This window comes from Flavobacterium agri (assembly GCF_013401995.1).
GTDB lineage: Bacteria > Bacteroidota > Bacteroidia > Flavobacteriales > Flavobacteriaceae > Flavobacterium > Flavobacterium agri.
In genome coordinates, this window is the sequence record NZ_JACBJI010000007.1 from 174,473 (window position 1) to 190,842 (window position 16,370).

Here is a 16,370-nt window from a genome sequence, read left to right on the forward strand (position 1 = left end):
TTACTTTGATGAGGGAAGAAGCGGAAAAAGGCGTGCTCCGCAACTTGAAATCACTTGTTCGAGGAAGCGGAAATTTTTGCGATTTCGGATAATACGTTGTTTATGAAAACTTCAATTTCAGGTATAGAACCGACTGTAGGAGAGGATTGTACGCCATCGGTAAAAACGAATTCTTTTTTTTTGCTCGTTACGGATGGCGTCGGGCTTTGCACGATCAAAGTCTCATTGTAGAGCGCATCCGAAATTTTCCCGCTCGCAAAATTGAATTCCGATTTTATCGATTTGATCCCTTCGTTGGGTTGGCGGATGTCATTTTTTGCCGAGGCACGTACGATTTGTTGTGTCGATTTGCCGCTTGCATCTTTTACCGGAAGTGTCCAGACCGATAATTGTGTGCCGTCGGCAAGTTTGGTTTCAAAAGTAGGTTTGGCATCGCGCAGGCGGCCTTCCATAAGTGAGGCCTTGTCCGAAGCGGCGTCCTTTTCATCCTGCGCAAAAACATTGCACGAAACCAATAATGCCAACCAAAGCAACTTTTTCATAATTCATAGATTACCAATCCGCTGCGGATTTTCGGTTCAATATACGTACTTTTCGGCGGAAGGATTTCATCGCGGTCGGCTAATTCCCTGATTTCCTGGAACGCGATCGGGAACAGCGTGAACCCGACTTCGAATTCATCGGAATCTACCCATTCCACAAGCTTTGTCAACGGTTGGTTTCCCGGAATGTACTCGATGCGGCCATCGTTCCTTAAATCGCCGATTCCCAAAATAGGAGCGAGCAATTCGTCGTAAAGCAATTGGGCGTCGACTGTCGAGGTTTGGTTCAGGGGTTTCAACGCATAAAAATTCCCGTTCAGGTACATCCCGAATTCGCCTTTGTGTGTCGGCTTCCATAATTCCTGTCCCAAATTCCTGATGTCGAACGAAGCGCTTACTTTTTTGAGGAATTCCGACTCGTTCAATCCGTTCAAATCCCGGATCACGCGGTTGTATTCGTTGATTTTTACCTGTTCTTCCGAAACCAGCAAAGCCATGAAATTCGAAAGATTGGCATTTCCGGTATCCTTGTCGCGTTCGTAAAGTAAAGCCGCCGAAGCCGAACGATGGTGTCCATCGGCAATGTAAAGCGACGGGATTTTCGCGAATTCAGACTGAAGCCATTCGATCTGCGCCGGTTCCTTGATGCGCCAAAGCGTATGGCGGTCGCGGTTCGGACTTGAGAACAGGTATAACGGACGACGCGATTTGGTTTGCGAAATCCAGTCCGAAAGCGTTTTGTTTTCAGGATAGGCGATAAGTACCGGTTCTGTGTTGAATCCTGTGATATGCAGGTATTCCTCGAACTGCTCGACGCGGTATTCGAGCGTGTCTTCGTGTTTCTTGATTTTGCCGTCGAGATAATCCTGGATGGAAACTCCAGCGATGATTCCGGTGTAACTGCGCGATTTCGACTGCATTTCGTACAGGTACAAAATCGGCTGGGTTTCTTTTTTGAGGATGCCTTCGGATTTGAAATCGGTGTATTTCGAACGGACTTGCCCAAAGCGCTTCGTGGGATCGTTTTTCTGCACATTCACATAACCCGGATGCAGCACGTGCAAAAACGAAAACGGGTTAAAATCGAGCTGGGCCGCAAGTTCGGCAGCCGAATAATCGTCGTAGGAACGCGATGTTACGAGTGCGGCTTTGTCTCTTGTAGGACGAACGGCGGCAAATGGGGTTATCTTGGGCATATTTTGTTTGCCACGAATTACACGAATATCACTAATGGATTGGTGACATCGTGTAATTCGTGGCTAAAAATTATTTGCTGAACTGTGCAGAGACTTTCTCGGCTTTTTTGCTTTCGCTGTAATCGTAAAAACCTTCACCCGATTTGACGCCCAATTTGCCGGCGCGAACCATATTTACAAGCAAAGGGCAAGGTGCATACTTCGGATTCTTGAAACCGTCGTACATCACGTTTAGGATCGCGAGGCAAACATCGAGTCCGATGAAGTCGGCCAATTGCAGTGGTCCCATCGGATGCGCCATTCCGAGTTTCATCACGGTGTCGATCTCGTAAACGCCAGCAACGCCGTTGTAAAGCGTCTCGATCGATTCGTTGATCATCGGCATCAGGATGCGGTTGGCGACGAATCCCGGATAATCGTTGACTTCCACAGGGACTTTGCCGAGCTTTTCAGACAAATCCATGATGATTTTGGTCACGTTGTCGGTCGTGTTGTAACCACGGATGATCTCGACGAGTTTCATGATCGGTACCGGGTTCATGAAGTGCATGCCGATCACGCGCTCCGGATGCGTCACCACCGATGCGATTTGCGTAATCGAAATAGAAGACGTATTGGTCGCAAGAATAGTTCCGTGCGAGCAGTATTCGTTCAATTGACGGAAGATATTCAATTTAAGTTCAACGTTTTCTGTCGCCGCTTCAACGACAAGATCCGCTCCGGTCACTCCGTCTTTGAGGTCGGTATACGTGATGATGTTTCCGATGGTTTTGGCGCGGTCTTCTTCGGTAATCGTTCCTTTGGCAACCATACGGTCAAGATTCGAAGCGATGGTCATCATGCCTTTTTCGATGCTCTTTTCCGAGAGATCGATAAGTTTTACGGTAAATCCGCTTTGGGCGAACGTATGGGCGATTCCGTTACCCATGGTTCCGGCTCCGATTACGGCAATGTTTTTCATTTGGTAGTTGTTTAGTTATAGGAAAGTTTGAAACTGAAGGTTTGACCATTTCCGACTCAAACCTTCCGCTTCAAACTATTTAAAACATGCGATGATGCGGTAAGCGACTTTCAAGGCTTCTGTACCGTCTTCTAAAGTCACGATCGGTCGTGTGTTGTTGTTGATCGCGTCCGCGAACGTTTCAAGTTCGTCGAGGATCGCGTTGTTGGCCGAAATTTCGGGATTCTTGAAGTAAATCTGCTTTTTGACGCCTTCCGCATTCTGCAAAATCATATCGAAATCGCCTGGATTTTCGGGTGCATCCTTCATTTTTACGACTTCGCATTTCTTTTCGAGGAAGTCGACCGAAATATAGGCGTCCTTTTGGAAAAAGCGCGATTTCCTCATGTTCTTGAGCGAAATACGGCTCGCGGTCAAATTCGCGACACATCCATTTTCGAACTCGAGGCGCGCGTTGACGATGTCTTCGGTATCGGAAATCACCGAAACGCCACTCGCATGCACGTTTTTGACGGGCGATTTGACCACCGAAAGTATCACGTCGATGTCGTGGATCATCAAATCCAAAACCACGGGAACGTCGGTGCCGCGCGGGTTGAATTCCGCCAAACGGTGTGTTTCTATGAACATTGGGTTCTCGATCATCTCTCGCGTCGCGATGAATGCCGGATTGAACCTTTCCACGTGTCCGACCTGGCCTTTCACGTTGAATTCGTTGGCCAATGCGATGATTTCCTCGGCTTCTTCGATCGTGTTCGAGATTGGTTTTTCGATAAAGACGTGCTTGCCCGATTTGATGGCAACGCGCGCACATTTGTAATGCGACAGCGTAGGCGTCACGATATCGATCACGTCGACGGCATGGATCAAAGTAGCGATGGTGGTGAAGCGTTTGTATCCGAATTCGGCGGCTATCTTCTCGGCATAATCGGCATTTTCGTCATAAAATCCGACCAGTTCGTATTTTTCTGATTGCTGTAAAAGGCGCAGGTGGATTTTTCCGAGATGCCCGGCACCTAAAACTCCAACTTTAAGCATTTGGTTCGTGTTTTGGGCAAATGTAGTGATTGGGTGGTGAAATTTGAAATGTGAGGTGTGAAATGTGAGATAGGTGGTGAGTGGTGAGTGGTGAATGGTGAAAAGTGAAAAGTGAAAAGTGAAATGTGAATGATGGGTAAGTGCTGGTTTCGATTTTTTCTGTGATTGGATTCCGACGAAGGAGGAATCTCATTCGATGGGCAAAGGTTGAGATTCCTCCTTCGTCGGAATCAACAAATCAAAAATCAACGAATGAACAATTGTACAAACCCTGTACAAATCCTAACTTTACACCTTCCAAACCGACCTTAAAATTGAAAGATACCAACAAACATCAAGGCTTGCGCAACCAACTCGTAAAACTGCTTCGGGAGAAAGGCATCACCGACGAGAACGTGCTTGCGGCCATTGCGAAAATCCCGCGTCATCTTTTCCTCGATTCCTCGTTCGAAGATTTCGCTTATCAGGACAAAGCGTTCCCGATCGCGGCCGGGCAAACCATTTCCCAGCCGTATACGGTAGCTTTCCAGTCGCAATTGCTTCAGGTGAATAAAGAAGATAAAGTGCTTGAAATCGGTACGGGATCGGGTTATCAGACGGCCGTTTTGTATCATCTGGGTGCAAAAGTGTACAGCGTCGAAAGACAGAACGAGCTGTTCAAGCAAACGTCCGTATTGCTTCCAAAACTCGGCATTCGCCCAAAACATCTTTCATTCGGTGACGGTTACAAAGGTTTGCCCAACCATGCGCCTTTCGACAGTATCATCGTAACGGCCGGCGCTCCGATCATTCCGCCCGCGTTGATGGCGCAACTCAAGATAGGAGGCAGACTCGTGATTCCGTTCGGCGACAAAAATCAGATCATGACGATGCTTATCCGCAAAGACGAGACGAAATTCGAAAAGCACGAGTTCGGCGAATTCCGTTTCGTGCCGTTGCTCGAAAACAAAAATTAGTCTTTATTGCCAAGCATTCCTTTCAAGGCTTCCATTTCGCGCAGCAATTTCTGGAACTGGTCGTCTACTTGACGATTCGGGATTTGCCCGAGTTGGGTTTCTGCAGCCTTAAGCGCGTCCAATCCTAAAGGTTCGCCCTCGATTTCCGACAGGATTTTTTCGGTAAGCCAACACAATACGGCTTCATTTTCATCCAATCCGAAAAGCGCGCACAAATCGACGACCTGTTTTCTCGTAGGTCGCCTGAATCCGTTTTCAAATTTGCTGATGAGCGCCTGGTCGATTTTGAGCCGTTCCGAAACCTGGCGTGTGGTCATGGCTTTTGCGATGCGTCCGTTTTTGAGTAAATCCTTGAGTGCGTGCATCGTCTTGAAGTTTATCGGTACGCTTTCTTGATGCGGTCGATGTCGCGTTTGGTGTCTTGCTCTTTCAAAGATTCGCGTTTGTCGTACGTCTTTTTACCGCGGCAAAGTGCGATGTCGAGTTTCGCAAACCCTTTCTCGTTGGTGAACAGACGCAACGGGACGATTGTCAATCCTTTTTGCTGTACGCTTTTTTCCAAACTTTTGAGCTCGCGCCTGTTGAGCAACAGCTTGCGTTCCGATTTGGCTTTGTGGTTGAACGTGTTCCCGAAAGCGTATTCCTCGATCGACGCATTGATCACGAAAAGTTCATGACGCTCGTTGAATTCGCAGAAACTGTCGGCGATTTGGGCCTTTCCCAATCGGATGGATTTGATTTCGGTGCCCGTCAAAACGATTCCGGCCGAGTAATTCTCGAGGATCTCGTAATCGAAACGCGCGCGTTTGTTGAGTATGTTGACGGTTTTTTGCATCAGGCGGCAAATTTAAGGCAAAACACGCGTCTGGCAAAATGTGTGGCTGTTCATAAGTTTGTCTATTTTGCTAAAATTTTGTTAATGAATTGATTATCTTAGATGTAGCCAATAAAATCATGTGATTATGTATAGAAATTACCTTAAAATTCTAGCGATTTTTTCTTTGTTGGTTCTGGCTTCCTGTTCTAACGATGAAACAGATAATCGGTCAACCGACTCACGCGAAAGCCGACAGGCGCTCACGACTTCACAGATAAACGCCCAAATTGAGAAATCCTTGAAATCGAATGGGGATTTTCTTTGGAAATCGGCTAACGACCATTTCGTTTGGAGCGCGCTTTATCACAGCGATTTCATTGTTTCCGTGGGATTCGGGGATTCCCACAACGATTTGGAGCGTTCGAAATCGCCAAAAAATGCCACGATCCAAAGCGATTTACTCGATTTAATTTCCCATTTGGAACAAGCCGACCGCAAAGATTTCCTGATCGTTTCCGATCCGATCCTGAATACGATGGACGTAATCATCAAAAAGGAAACAACCATTGCCGCTTTGAGAAAGGCCAAGTACATCCGATACGTCGAGCCTGCCAATTATCGGTTTTCCCAATATCAATCGGTTGCGAACAGGCCGAAAGATTTGAGTACGACAAGTTCGGGCGTAGATTCGGGTTCGGGTTGCGGTTATGATGCCGTCGCTTTGGCCACCGCCGATTATACGTCGATAACGCCCAATGCGAAAGTCGCCTGGACGCTAACGCAACACAACGTTCCCCAAGCCTGGACGTTAAGCACGGGAAGCGGCATTACCATCGGAATCGTCGATACCGGAACTTCGCCGTCGCAAACCCTTTTGGGAAGCAATTTCAACGACGGGCTTTCATCGGGAAGAAGTATCCAGAAAAATGGCGTCTATGTCGATTCGGTGTGGCCTTGGGTGACGACTACAGATGGCGTGAACGACCTGTGCGGACACGGAACGAGCATGGCTTCTGCGGCAGCGGCTCCAAGAAACGACAACGGATTGCCGGTCGGAGTCGCCTATAATTCCAATCTGGTGACTTACCGGGCGGCTGCCAATGTCGTTTTGGAAGGTTATCAGGAACAGGAAGGCGTCAAAAAAGCGTTTACGGCTTTGGGAAATAATGCCAACGTGAAAATCATTTCGATGTCGATGGGGCATTTGTTCTCGGTCGGCAAGATTTCGGACGCGATCAAATTCGCCTACGGCAAAGGCAAACTGATTTTTTGTGCTGCGGGAACTTCGACGAGCGCCACGACTTTCGTAGGTGTGATCTTTCCGGCGACAATGGCCGAAACGGTGGCCGTCACGGGAGTAAAAGAAGGTAGTTATGTCAAATGCGATGACTGTCACAGCGGAAGCAAAGTGGAGTTTACCATCGCCATGCAACGCAGCGTTTCGGGCAACAAAGTTCCCGTGGTGAGTTATTACGACAACCAGACCGATTATGTTGGCGGATCTTCGGTCGCCACGGCCACGACTGCGGGAATGGCGGCTCTGGTTTGGTCGCGCTATCCGTCGTGGACGCGCGATCAGGTGCTTTCCCGCATGCGTCAGTCGTCTTATTTTTTTCCGAACAAAAACAGCCAATTCGGCTATGGAAACATAAACGCGCTGCTCGCAGTGCAATGATAGTGGCAGTTGAATTTTGGAAGAGCCGTCTCCTCATGGGCGGCTTTTTTTTCGCATCTGCGTTAATAATTTAGTAACAACGCGTTTACGGATGCGACCAATTCTTTAAATTCGGCAACTTTAAAACCAGACAAATGAAATTACGCTTGATTTTGGGCGCTTTCGCCATAGCGGCAGGACTTCATGCCCAACAGACACCGCCTCAGTCTTCATACGATTCGCGTGCTGCTTTCGGACCGGGATTCTACAACGTGAACGGAAACGAATTCCGCAGCGCAAGCGGTCAACCGGGACCAAAGTATTGGCAGAACCGGGCCGATTACAAACTTTCGGCTACATTGAACGATCAATCCGGCGAAATCACGGGCTCCGAAACCTTGACCTATACGAACAACAGTCCCGATGCGTTGGCTTTCTTGTGGATGCACGTCGACCAGAACCTGTTTGCGAAAGATTCGCGCGGAAACGCCGTAATTCCGCCAACGGGAAGCCGCAACGGTGCGAGAGGACAGGTTTTTGAAGGCGGACACAAGATCAAGTCGGTGAAATTGGTAACCGAAGACAAATCGGGCAAATCTGAAAAAGACGTGAAATTCACTATTACCGATACGCGTATGCAGGTCGTGCTTCCGTCGAATCTCAAACCCGGAAGTAAAATTACGCTCAAGATCGACTTTTCGTTCGTGTCTCCGGTTTACGGATCGGACCGCATGGGAATCCAGGAAACCAAAAACGGCAAGATTTTCGAAGTCGCCCAATGGTTCCCGAGAATGTGCGTTTACGATGACGTACGCGGCTGGAACACCACGCCTTATCTCGGAGCTGGAGAATTTTATCTGGAATACGGCGATTTCGACGTGAACATTACCGCTCCGGCGAAACACATCGTCGTTTGTTCGGGCGAATTGCTCAATGCGAACGAAGTCTACACGGCCGATCAGGTCAAGCGCTGGAACCAAGCCAAAACAAGCGACAAGACGGTTTCGATCCGTTCGGCTGCCGAGGTGACTTCGGCTAATTCGCGTCCTTCGGGCAAAACCAACCTGACCTGGCATTATGCTATCAAGAACGCTCGCGATGTGGCTTGGGCTTCATCGGCTTCTTTTATAATCGATGCGGCACGGATCAATTTGCCTAGCGGAAAGAAATCACTGGCCATTTCGGCTTATCCCGAAGAGAGCGACGGACAGAAAGCGTGGGCGCGTTCTACCGAATACGTGAAAGCTTGTATCGAACATTATTCGCAAAAGTGGTTTGAGTTCCCATATCCGGCGGCAACAAACGTAGCTGGAGTAGTAGGCGGGATGGAGTATCCGGGTATCGTTTTTTGCGAATATACGGCAAAGGAAGACGGGCTTTGGGGCGTGACCGATCATGAATTCGGGCATACGTGGTTCCCGATGATCGTCGGTTCGAACGAACGCTGGTTCGGTTGGATGGACGAAGGCTTCAACACGTTCATCAACGGATTGAGTACGGCCGCGTTCAACAACGGCGAATACAAGCGTCCCGACACTCCGGTTTCCCAATTGGCGCTTACGACCCAAACCATGGAGCCGATCATGACCGCTCCCGACAACATGAAGGAATCGAGCATAGGTTTTATCCTGTACTTCAAACCTGCCGCCGGACTCAAGATGTTGCGCGACGAGATTTTGGGGCCGGAACGTTTCGATTACGCATTCCGCACTTATGTGGAAAGATGGGCGTTCAAACATCCGCAGCCCGAAGATTTCTTCCACACGATGGAAAACGTCGCTGGCGAGGATTTGAGCTGGTTCTGGAGAGGTTGGTACCTCAACAAATGGCAGATGGATCAATCGGTTTCTAAAGTGATGTACGTGAAAAACGACCCGGCCAAGGGTGCTTTCATCACGATCGATAATTTGGGTCAGATGCCGGCTCCGGTCGTTATGGACATCAAATATAAATCGGGAAGCACCGAGCGATTGAAATTGCCCGTTGAGGTTTGGGAGCGCAATACCTCTTGGACCTTCAAACAAAAATCGACTTCCGAAATCGAGACCATCACGTTGAATCCTGCGGGAACTTTGCCCGACATCAATGCCGAAAACAACGTTTGGACGGCCGGAAAAAGCCTGCTCGAGAAAGATTTGGACGTGTCGGGTTATGTAGGTGCGTTCGCCAACAAGCAAGTACCGATCAAACTGGTTTTCATCGAAAAAGAAGACGGATTGTACTTAAGCGTACAAGGTCAGGAATACCGACTGCAATACAAAGGCAACAATACATTCGCCGGCGCGGACGGGCCAGGTCCCGATCTTACGTTCGATGAAGCCAAAAAAACCGTCATCCTTACCGAGGGCGGACAAAAAATACCGTTTACAAGAGAATAATTGAATAGTGCAAAAAAGCCGTTCGATTCGGGCGGCTTTTTTTATTTCAATCGGATTTATTTGACAGAATCCGAAGTGTTCAATATCGAATAATAAACCGCATCGAGAAACTTGCCTTCGTAAAACTCGCTTTCGCGGAAATGCGCTTCCTTGACGAAACCGTTCTTTTGTAATACGCGCTCCGAACCGATGTTGTCCGGGTCGATCACGGCCTCAATGGAATGCAATCCCATATCTGAAAAGCCATAAGCGACGAGTCGTCTTAGCGCTTCACTGACAAAGCCTTTTCCATTATGTGTCGGATGGATCATATAGCCGATTTCTGAACGATAATGCTCGAATTTTGTACGATAGAAGCCCATGATGCCAATCAACGTGTCGTCTCCTTTCATCGTCACGGCCCAATTGATGCCTTCGTTTTTATCAATCGCTTTGTTGATTATGGCGATGTGATTGAGCGCGTCCTCGTGGTTTTTGGCCAACGGTCGCGGGATGTATTTCATCGTTTCGGGATCCGAACGCAATTCGAATACTTCTTTTACGTCTGAATCGCGCAAGCGGCGCAGGATAAGCCTTTCGGTCTCTAAAATCGGGAAATCGGAAAAATCGTATGTCAGCATGCCGCTAATTTAGGAATTTCATGACTTCCTTGTTCACGAGTTCGCTTTGGTCGGTATTCATGAAATGACCCGAGTCGGGAATTTTTACGATAGTGATGTTCGGTACGTGTTCCTTGGCTTTTTCGCACGCACTGTCTCCGTTCATACAGTCGTTGTCGCCCGAAAGGAATAGAGTAGGAACCGTTATTTTTTCGAGTTCATCCTTCGAAAAAGGCATCATCTTGGTCACTTGCGGACGGCTGTCCCCGAATTTGCTTGCGATATAGAATTGGTTTTGGAAATACGGATGCACTTTTTCAGGATGGGTCGCGAATGCCTTCATCGTTTTTGCCAAACTTTTGCGAGACGGGAACATCTTGAACCACATGGCCGGGAAAATCTTATAGTCGACCATGCCGAAAACCTGGGCCGGACTCATCAACACGAGCTTTCTGATGCGGTTTTCGGGTTGTATGGCAAGCCAGGCCGCAATCCATCCGCCTCGCGAAGTGCCAAGCAAGTCGACCGATTTGAGTTTGAGCTGATCAAAAACATCGCTATAGAACAACACCACTTCCTGATTGTTGAGTGGATCGGTCTTAAGTACCGATTTTCCCGCATCCATAATATAATCTACGGCATACACGCGATGGGTTTTGCTGAATGCTTTGATGTTCGGATACCACATCGTAGAACTCGCATCCATACCGTGAAGCAATACGAGCGGTTGCCCGTTTTTGGGTCCGCTTACGATGATGTGTGCGGGTCCGAAACGCGTCTGCACGTCGATTTCCTCATATTTTACAGGGAAAAGCGACAACGTTTTGTTGTATGCCTTGAAATACCGGGCTTTTTGTTTCTTGGATTTGAAAAGATATTCGGGAAGGAAATCGGGTCGTTTTTTCTGATGCGGAAGCACGATCGACGAGCATCCCGAAAGCACGATCGTCAGCGAAAGCAAAAAAACAAATTTTCGAAAAATAGGGAAGGGCTTGCCCATTGAGTGTGGTGTTTACTCAAATATACGCAATGCCAAAAGGCGTTAAAATACCTCGATGGTGAAATTCGTGTTAAAAACGGCCTCTGAATCCAGTATCATGATGCTTTCCTTTTCGAAGATATTGCCCGATGCATCGGTTTTGTCCGAATAACCGAACCATGGCTCGATGCACAGGAAAGGCGCGTCGGGTTTGGTCCACAACCCCAAATGCGGGAAATCGTCATAGCCAACGGTCACGATTTTTTTGTTGTCCTTTACGATCGAAAGGCTTTTGGAAGATACATTTTTGATGATAAGCGCATCGTTTTCGAACAAATCATAATCGAGCCGAAGTTTGCCGTTTTCGAGCGGTATGGTTTCGATTTTGTCCGAAAGCAAGTCGTTTTCAAGCAGGAATGCGCGCAACGGATTGGATTTCTCGAATTCAAGCGCGTAATCCCCGAATTTCCCCGGAAGCGCGAATGCCGGATGTGCACCCAACGAGAACGGCATTTTCTCGTGTCCTTCATTGATGACGCTGTAACCGATAAGCAAGGTGTTGTTCAACAAACGGTAATTGATCTGCAGCCAGAACCGGAACGGGTATTTGGCCAGTGTCTCTTCTGAAAACTGAAGCGAGAAAACAGCTTGGTTGTCTGAATGATGCGTCAACGAGAATTCCATATCGCGTGCAAAACCGTGTCTTGGCAAATGGTATTCGGTGCCTTTATAGGTAAAACTGTTCTTTTTGAGCGTGCCCACGACCGGAAAAAGCACGGGCGAATGCTTGCCCCAATATTCGGGATCGCCGTTCCAAATATATTCTTTTCCGCTAGGTGAACGGAAGGAAACCAGCTCGGCTCCGTGATAATTTATCGTGGCTGAGAATCCGTTATGTGATAATGTCTTTTTCAAAACAAAAATAACTTTTTTAACAATTTCTTTGGATACTAAATATATTTTTCTATTTTTACCCTTACCCTTGAAAATCTACTAACCAAACTTAACAGATATGATTCCATTATTTGAGACCATCGAGAAGGAGTCGATTTCAGAGCTACGGTTCCCATTGACAGACGTGTTGACCGATAAGGACGCCAAAAAACTTCGCGATTCAGAATTGCAAAGGGCGCTGCTTTTGGGCAATATCGAACACTCTAAAATCAGAATCTATTTTGAGGACATCGATTCCAAAAAAATGGTCGAGACCACGGTTTGGGGCCTGACCGACAATCGCGTCATCCTCAAGAAAGGCATCGGTATCCCGATTAACCGCATTTATAAATCATTTTAAAAAATCCGCCTCTAGAGGCGGATTTTTATTTACTATTCCATTGTGAAATTGATCGGATAATTGAACAGGCATCTTACAGGTTTGCCGTCTTTGATGGCCGGTTTCCAGGTTTCCTTGAATTGGGAAAGCACCTTTACCGATTCGGTCTTCATCGCTTCAAGTTGCGCCATTTCGTATTTCTTTTCCTCTTCGGTCAATTTCTTGCTTTTGGCCTCGTCTATGTCTTTGGCACTCATGTAAATGAACTTGACGTCGGAAACCGTTCCGTCCGTCTCTATGGTCAATCCTACGAAAATCTTTACTTTTTTATTGTGGACATCGGGCATTTTGAGGTTTTGGCTCGTAAACAAGGCCAGCGTGTACATGCCGTTCTTGATTTCGGGTTTGACATCGACTTCCGGAGTCCGATAAATTCGCGAAACATCTCGCGCGAACGCCATTCCCGTACTGGCATTGGTCTGGGATCGAACCGTGCCACACAAGAGCATTAGGATTAAAACAATTCTCATTTAGGTTAAGGTTTTTGGTATTTGTAACTGCAATATAAGTGAAATCACCCACATGTAGGAAAACCTTACATTAAATAGTTTTTAAGATTTCGGAATCCCGAAAAAACCGATTCCATAAATCGAAAATTGTTAAAATCGCATACATTTTTTGCCGAATCCGAATCAAAAAATCCATGAACTGCCACAATATTTATTCATTTTTGAATCAAGCGCCAACGTGAGCGCCTTCTTTGATTTCTTCAATCATTTTTCGATTGAAAGCAGGTAAATCCTCGGGCGTACGGCTTGTCACCAACCCGTTGTCGACCACGACTTCCTGATCGCTCCAGATCGCTCCGGCATTGATGAGGTCTTTCGAAATGGCTTTTACCGATGTCATTTCGCGTCCTTTCACCAAATCGGCATTGATTAACGTTTGCGGACCGTGGCATATCGCGGCTACCGGTTTTTTCTCGTTGAAAAAGCCCTGTACGAAATTGAGTACGCCTTCTTTTGTGCGCAATTTGTCCGGATTCAATACGCCTCCGGGCAATACCAACGCATCGTAATCGCCAGAGTTGATTTCCTCGAGCGTGTAATCGACTTTGTATTCGCTTCCCCAATCGCCATCGGCCCAAGCCTTGATCGTGCCTTTTTCGAGACTGACGATATCGGCTTGCCATCCTTCGTTTTCCAATGCTTGCTTGGGCGATTTCAATTCGCTTTCCTCGAATCCGTGTGTGGCCAAAATGGCGATGCGCTTTTTCATGGTCGTGTCGTTTTATGTTGTCGCTTAAAGGTAGTCACGGGAATTCGGAAGAGTTGCTAACGGATTGGTAAAGTTGTGTTAAGTATGAAGCCGTCGGATGCAACCATTTCTACCGTCGGGTCGTCTATCACAAAAAGAGATTTTCTACTTTTACGCCAACAAACGAACACCATGAAAAAAATTACGCTTTTGCTCGCTTTCCTTGCGCTGTATTCCTGTGCCGTGAAGCAAACCAAGGAAATGCTTTCCTCTGGCGATTACGACAGTGCGATCGACAATGCCGTCTACGGATTACGCAACAACAAAGACAAAAAAGGCAATCAGGATTACATTTACATCCTAGAGGAAGCGTTCGCCAAAGCCAAAGAGCGTGATCTTCGCGATATCGACCTGATGATGAAGGACGCGAGCCCGCGCAATCTCGAAGCGATTTTTAATACGTATGTGCAGCTTAACAACAGGCAGGAGAAAATCCGTCCGCTGTTGCCGCTCAAAAAACTGGCGCAGAATGAAGAAGCCAAATTCGAATTCGGCGACTACAAAGACCAGATCGTGAGCAGCAAGAACGCGTTGTCGAAATACCTGTACGACAATACCAAAGCGTTGCTCGCGACCAAAGACAAGATGAGTTACCGCCGCGCATACGACGATCTCAACTACCTGAACCAGATTTCCCCGAATTTCAAAGACGTTCCCGATTTGATTAAAGTAGCCAAGGAAAAAGGGTCGGATTACGTAAACGTTTATACGAAAAACGAAACCAACGTCGTCATTCCGAAAAGGCTTGAAAGCGATTTGCTCGATTTCAGCACCTACGGACTCAATGATCAATGGACCGTTTATCACAGCAATAAGCAACCGAATTTCAAATACGACTTCGGCGTCATCGTGAATTTCCGTCAGATAAATGTTTCTCCGGAACAAATCCGTGAGCGTGAATTCGTCAAGGAAAAGGAAATCAAAGTAGGACGCCGCAAGAAAATGCGAGGACGTTATCCTGTTCTCGACAGCCTCGGAAAGCCCGTTTATGAAGATGTATATAAGATAGTGCGCTGCAAGGTTAGGGAATTCACCCAGTTCAAGTCGGCACAGGTGGCGGCAAAAGTAGATTACATCGATTTTGGCAACAACCAGCTTTTACAGACATTCCCGCTTGCGAGCGAATTCGTTTTCCAGAATGTCTACGCTACATATAAAGGCGACAAACGCGCCGTAGGAAACGATTATTTGCCGTTGTTCAACCAGCGTCCGTTGCCGTTTCCGAGCAATGAGCAGATGGTTTTCGATACGGGCGAAGATTTGAAGGCGAAGTTGAAGAATGTGATCACACGCAACAAAATACGGTCTTAATCGTCAGAATCCTTTCCAATAATCGACGAATCCTTTTTTGTAAATGGCGTATTCAGCCTGGAATTCCTTGTTGATTTTCATGACCGTTTCGACCAGATTTACATTTTCTTTTTTAAAGAGCACCCAACATTTCGCTTTCGGTACATAGACGGAAGAGACGTATCCCCATTGCTGTATAAGCATCTCCATGCTGGCATTGGTATGGAACGCACAATGTACCGGAGGTTCAAGATAGAACCAATCGGGATTGGCCGGGATGTTTTCGCAAATCACGGTGTGGATGATCATGCAACCGTCATCGGCTACCAAATCGTTGATGGAATCGAACATATCGCGCGTAGTCAAATGCTCAAACAAAGCGCTGTTCAACACGGTTTTGTAAGTCTTCAGATTTTCTCGCGGCACATAAAAATCCTGCTGTCCATCATGTACATAAGCGTCGTAAACGGGTAATCTGATGCCGAAATATTTTTTGAGCACTTTGCTTAAAGAGCCGTAACCGCCCGCAAAATCCAATATTGAATCCGTATCAATAATGCCGTTTTCGGCAAAGACCTTGAGCATCACAGCCTGTTCCAGATAAGGAGGCTGGTTGATTTCCGTTTCGGAATTTTCTAGATAATGATGGAAGTCGTTGTTGAGCTTTTCCCAAACCGAAGTGTCCATATCGGCATGGGTTTGCGAAATCGTGAACCCGCATTTAGGGCATTTGCGATAGTCTATTTTGCCGATGTCACGCATCATGCGATCGAAAGGCGGTTTGTCATACACTTTAGAGAAATGATGTTCGGTGTCGGAAGAGCAGATCAGGCATTTCATATACGAAGCGGTTCAGTGGGTTGGCACCCGTTTGCGTTCCAAGTATACGAAATACTTTGATACTTTATGTTTTAGGAGGCTTAAAGTCTTTGCGCTACCTCGTCGGCTGAAATCCCACCATGCGATTCATAATAAACCGCCTTTCCGTTCTTTATAAGTAACAATTGAGGCGATTCGTGGTACACCCCGAACTTTTCGGCTATCGCATTCGAGATTTCACGGTAGTTGAGAAGATCCAAAAAGTAAGGTTTGGCCCTGTCCTGATCGATTGCGTATTCGCTTTCGAATCCTTTGAGCGACATTCTCGAGATACCGCAACGCGTACTGTGCTTGAAAATGATTACAGGAATTTGGGAGGATTCCGAAGCGATGGCATCCAACTGTTTCAAATCTGTTAATTCATTCCAGTTCAAGGAATTTTGGTTCGTATCTTTATTGGAGGAATCTCCGAAAATGTTGTTGAAAAAGCCCATTTTGTCTTGTTTTAGGTCAGAATGTCATCAAAATATCGACCGCATCTGAATTTTTGT

General features: G+C 47.0%; 18 protein-coding genes. 5 read left to right on the plus strand and 13 right to left on the minus strand.

What is annotated here, in order from left to right:
• Positions 1 to 50: 50 nt before the first annotated feature.
• From HZF10_RS15355 to HZF10_RS15370, 4 genes are all read right to left on the minus strand, one after another.
• Positions 51 to 542, minus strand: a complete 492-nt coding sequence (locus tag HZF10_RS15355) for a hypothetical protein (RefSeq protein WP_176007110.1) — start codon at positions 540 to 542, stop codon at positions 51 to 53.
• Positions 539 to 1,738 (minus strand): DUF1015 domain-containing protein, encoded by a 1,200-nt coding sequence (locus HZF10_RS15360; protein ID WP_176007111.1) that lies wholly within the window; start codon positions 1,736 to 1,738, stop codon positions 539 to 541. The genes HZF10_RS15355 and HZF10_RS15360 overlap by 4 nt, the downstream gene beginning before the upstream one ends.
• Before the next feature lie 70 nt (positions 1,739 to 1,808).
• Positions 1,809 to 2,699: a 3-hydroxyacyl-CoA dehydrogenase family protein gene (locus HZF10_RS15365; RefSeq protein ID WP_176007112.1), complete on the minus strand. Its 891-nt coding sequence runs from the start codon at positions 2,697 to 2,699 to the stop codon at positions 1,809 to 1,811.
• 75 nt (positions 2,700 to 2,774) lie between these two features.
• Positions 2,775 to 3,737 (minus strand): Gfo/Idh/MocA family protein, encoded by a 963-nt coding sequence (locus HZF10_RS15370; protein WP_176007113.1) that lies wholly within the window; start codon positions 3,735 to 3,737, stop codon positions 2,775 to 2,777.
• Between the two features lie 314 nt (positions 3,738 to 4,051).
• Here HZF10_RS15370 and HZF10_RS15375 point away from each other — a divergent pair, with 314 nt between their 5' ends.
• Positions 4,052 to 4,693 carry a protein-L-isoaspartate(D-aspartate) O-methyltransferase gene (locus tag HZF10_RS15375; protein ID WP_176007114.1) on the plus strand — a complete coding sequence of 214 codons (642 nt, stop codon included), beginning with the start codon at positions 4,052 to 4,054 and terminating at the stop codon, positions 4,691 to 4,693.
• Here the strand turns inward: HZF10_RS15375 and HZF10_RS15380 are convergent.
• Both HZF10_RS15380 and smpB read right to left on the minus strand, forming a co-directional pair.
• Positions 4,690 to 5,058, minus strand: a complete 369-nt coding sequence (locus tag HZF10_RS15380) for a helix-turn-helix domain-containing protein (RefSeq protein ID WP_176007115.1) — start codon at positions 5,056 to 5,058, stop codon at positions 4,690 to 4,692. The two genes, HZF10_RS15375 and HZF10_RS15380, sit on opposite strands and share 4 nt — an antisense overlap.
• 11 nt (positions 5,059 to 5,069) lie before the next feature.
• Complete coding sequence (smpB, locus tag HZF10_RS15385; protein WP_176007116.1) at positions 5,070 to 5,528, minus strand: SsrA-binding protein SmpB; 459 nt, start codon at positions 5,526 to 5,528, stop codon at positions 5,070 to 5,072.
• 127 nt (positions 5,529 to 5,655) lie between these two features.
• On the opposite strand from smpB, the gene HZF10_RS15390 reads away from it, so the two are divergent.
• Positions 5,656 to 7,185, plus strand: coding sequence for a S8 family peptidase (locus tag HZF10_RS15390; protein WP_176007117.1), 1,530 nt, complete (start codon positions 5,656 to 5,658; stop codon positions 7,183 to 7,185).
• Between the two features lie 134 nt (positions 7,186 to 7,319).
• Complete coding sequence (locus HZF10_RS15395) at positions 7,320 to 9,542, plus strand: M1 family metallopeptidase (RefSeq protein WP_176007118.1); 2,223 nt, start codon at positions 7,320 to 7,322, stop codon at positions 9,540 to 9,542.
• Between the two features lie 56 nt (positions 9,543 to 9,598).
• Here HZF10_RS15395 and HZF10_RS15400 read toward each other — a convergent pair whose 3' ends face one another.
• The 3 genes from HZF10_RS15400 to HZF10_RS15410 all read right to left on the minus strand — a co-directional run bounded on the left by HZF10_RS15400 (position 9,599) and on the right by HZF10_RS15410 (position 12,035).
• The gene (locus HZF10_RS15400) at positions 9,599 to 10,162 is read right to left on the minus strand and encodes a GNAT family N-acetyltransferase (protein WP_176007119.1); all 564 of its coding nucleotides are present in this window, start codon (positions 10,160 to 10,162) and stop codon (positions 9,599 to 9,601) included.
• A 4-nt stretch (positions 10,163 to 10,166) separates the two neighbouring features.
• Entirely contained in the window at positions 10,167 to 11,102 is a 936-nt protein-coding gene (locus tag HZF10_RS15405) for an alpha/beta fold hydrolase (RefSeq protein ID WP_246282627.1), read from the minus strand.
• A gap of 81 nt (positions 11,103 to 11,183) precedes the next feature.
• Complete coding sequence (locus tag HZF10_RS15410; protein ID WP_176007121.1) at positions 11,184 to 12,035, minus strand: aldose 1-epimerase family protein; 852 nt, start codon at positions 12,033 to 12,035, stop codon at positions 11,184 to 11,186.
• 97 nt (positions 12,036 to 12,132) lie between these two features.
• On the opposite strand from HZF10_RS15410, the gene HZF10_RS15415 reads away from it, so the two are divergent.
• Complete coding sequence (locus tag HZF10_RS15415) at positions 12,133 to 12,414, plus strand: hypothetical protein (RefSeq protein WP_176007122.1); 282 nt, start codon at positions 12,133 to 12,135, stop codon at positions 12,412 to 12,414.
• A gap of 32 nt (positions 12,415 to 12,446) precedes the next feature.
• On the opposite strand, the gene HZF10_RS15420 is transcribed toward HZF10_RS15415, so the two are convergent.
• Both HZF10_RS15420 and HZF10_RS15425 read right to left on the minus strand, forming a co-directional pair.
• Positions 12,447 to 12,923, minus strand: coding sequence for an energy transducer TonB (locus HZF10_RS15420; protein ID WP_176007123.1), 477 nt, complete (start codon positions 12,921 to 12,923; stop codon positions 12,447 to 12,449).
• A gap of 205 nt (positions 12,924 to 13,128) precedes the next feature.
• A complete protein-coding gene (locus HZF10_RS15425; protein WP_176007124.1) occupies positions 13,129 to 13,671 on the minus strand; it encodes a type 1 glutamine amidotransferase domain-containing protein in 543 nt (180 codons plus the stop codon).
• Positions 13,672 to 13,842: 171 nt separating this feature from the next.
• Between HZF10_RS15425 and HZF10_RS15430 the strand changes: the two genes are divergently transcribed.
• Positions 13,843 to 15,021 (plus strand): hypothetical protein, encoded by a 1,179-nt coding sequence (locus HZF10_RS15430; RefSeq protein WP_176007125.1) that lies wholly within the window; start codon positions 13,843 to 13,845, stop codon positions 15,019 to 15,021.
• 3 nt (positions 15,022 to 15,024) lie between these two features.
• Here the strand turns inward: HZF10_RS15430 and HZF10_RS15435 are convergent, their stop codons facing one another.
• Both HZF10_RS15435 and ytxJ read right to left on the minus strand, forming a co-directional pair.
• On the minus strand, positions 15,025 to 15,840 hold the full coding sequence (locus HZF10_RS15435) for a methyltransferase domain-containing protein (RefSeq protein WP_176007126.1): 816 nt from the start codon (positions 15,838 to 15,840) through the stop codon (positions 15,025 to 15,027).
• A gap of 80 nt (positions 15,841 to 15,920) precedes the next feature.
• On the minus strand, positions 15,921 to 16,313 hold the full coding sequence (ytxJ, locus tag HZF10_RS15440) for a bacillithiol system redox-active protein YtxJ (RefSeq protein ID WP_176007127.1): 393 nt from the start codon (positions 16,311 to 16,313) through the stop codon (positions 15,921 to 15,923).
• Between the last annotated feature and the right edge of the window lie 57 nt (positions 16,314 to 16,370).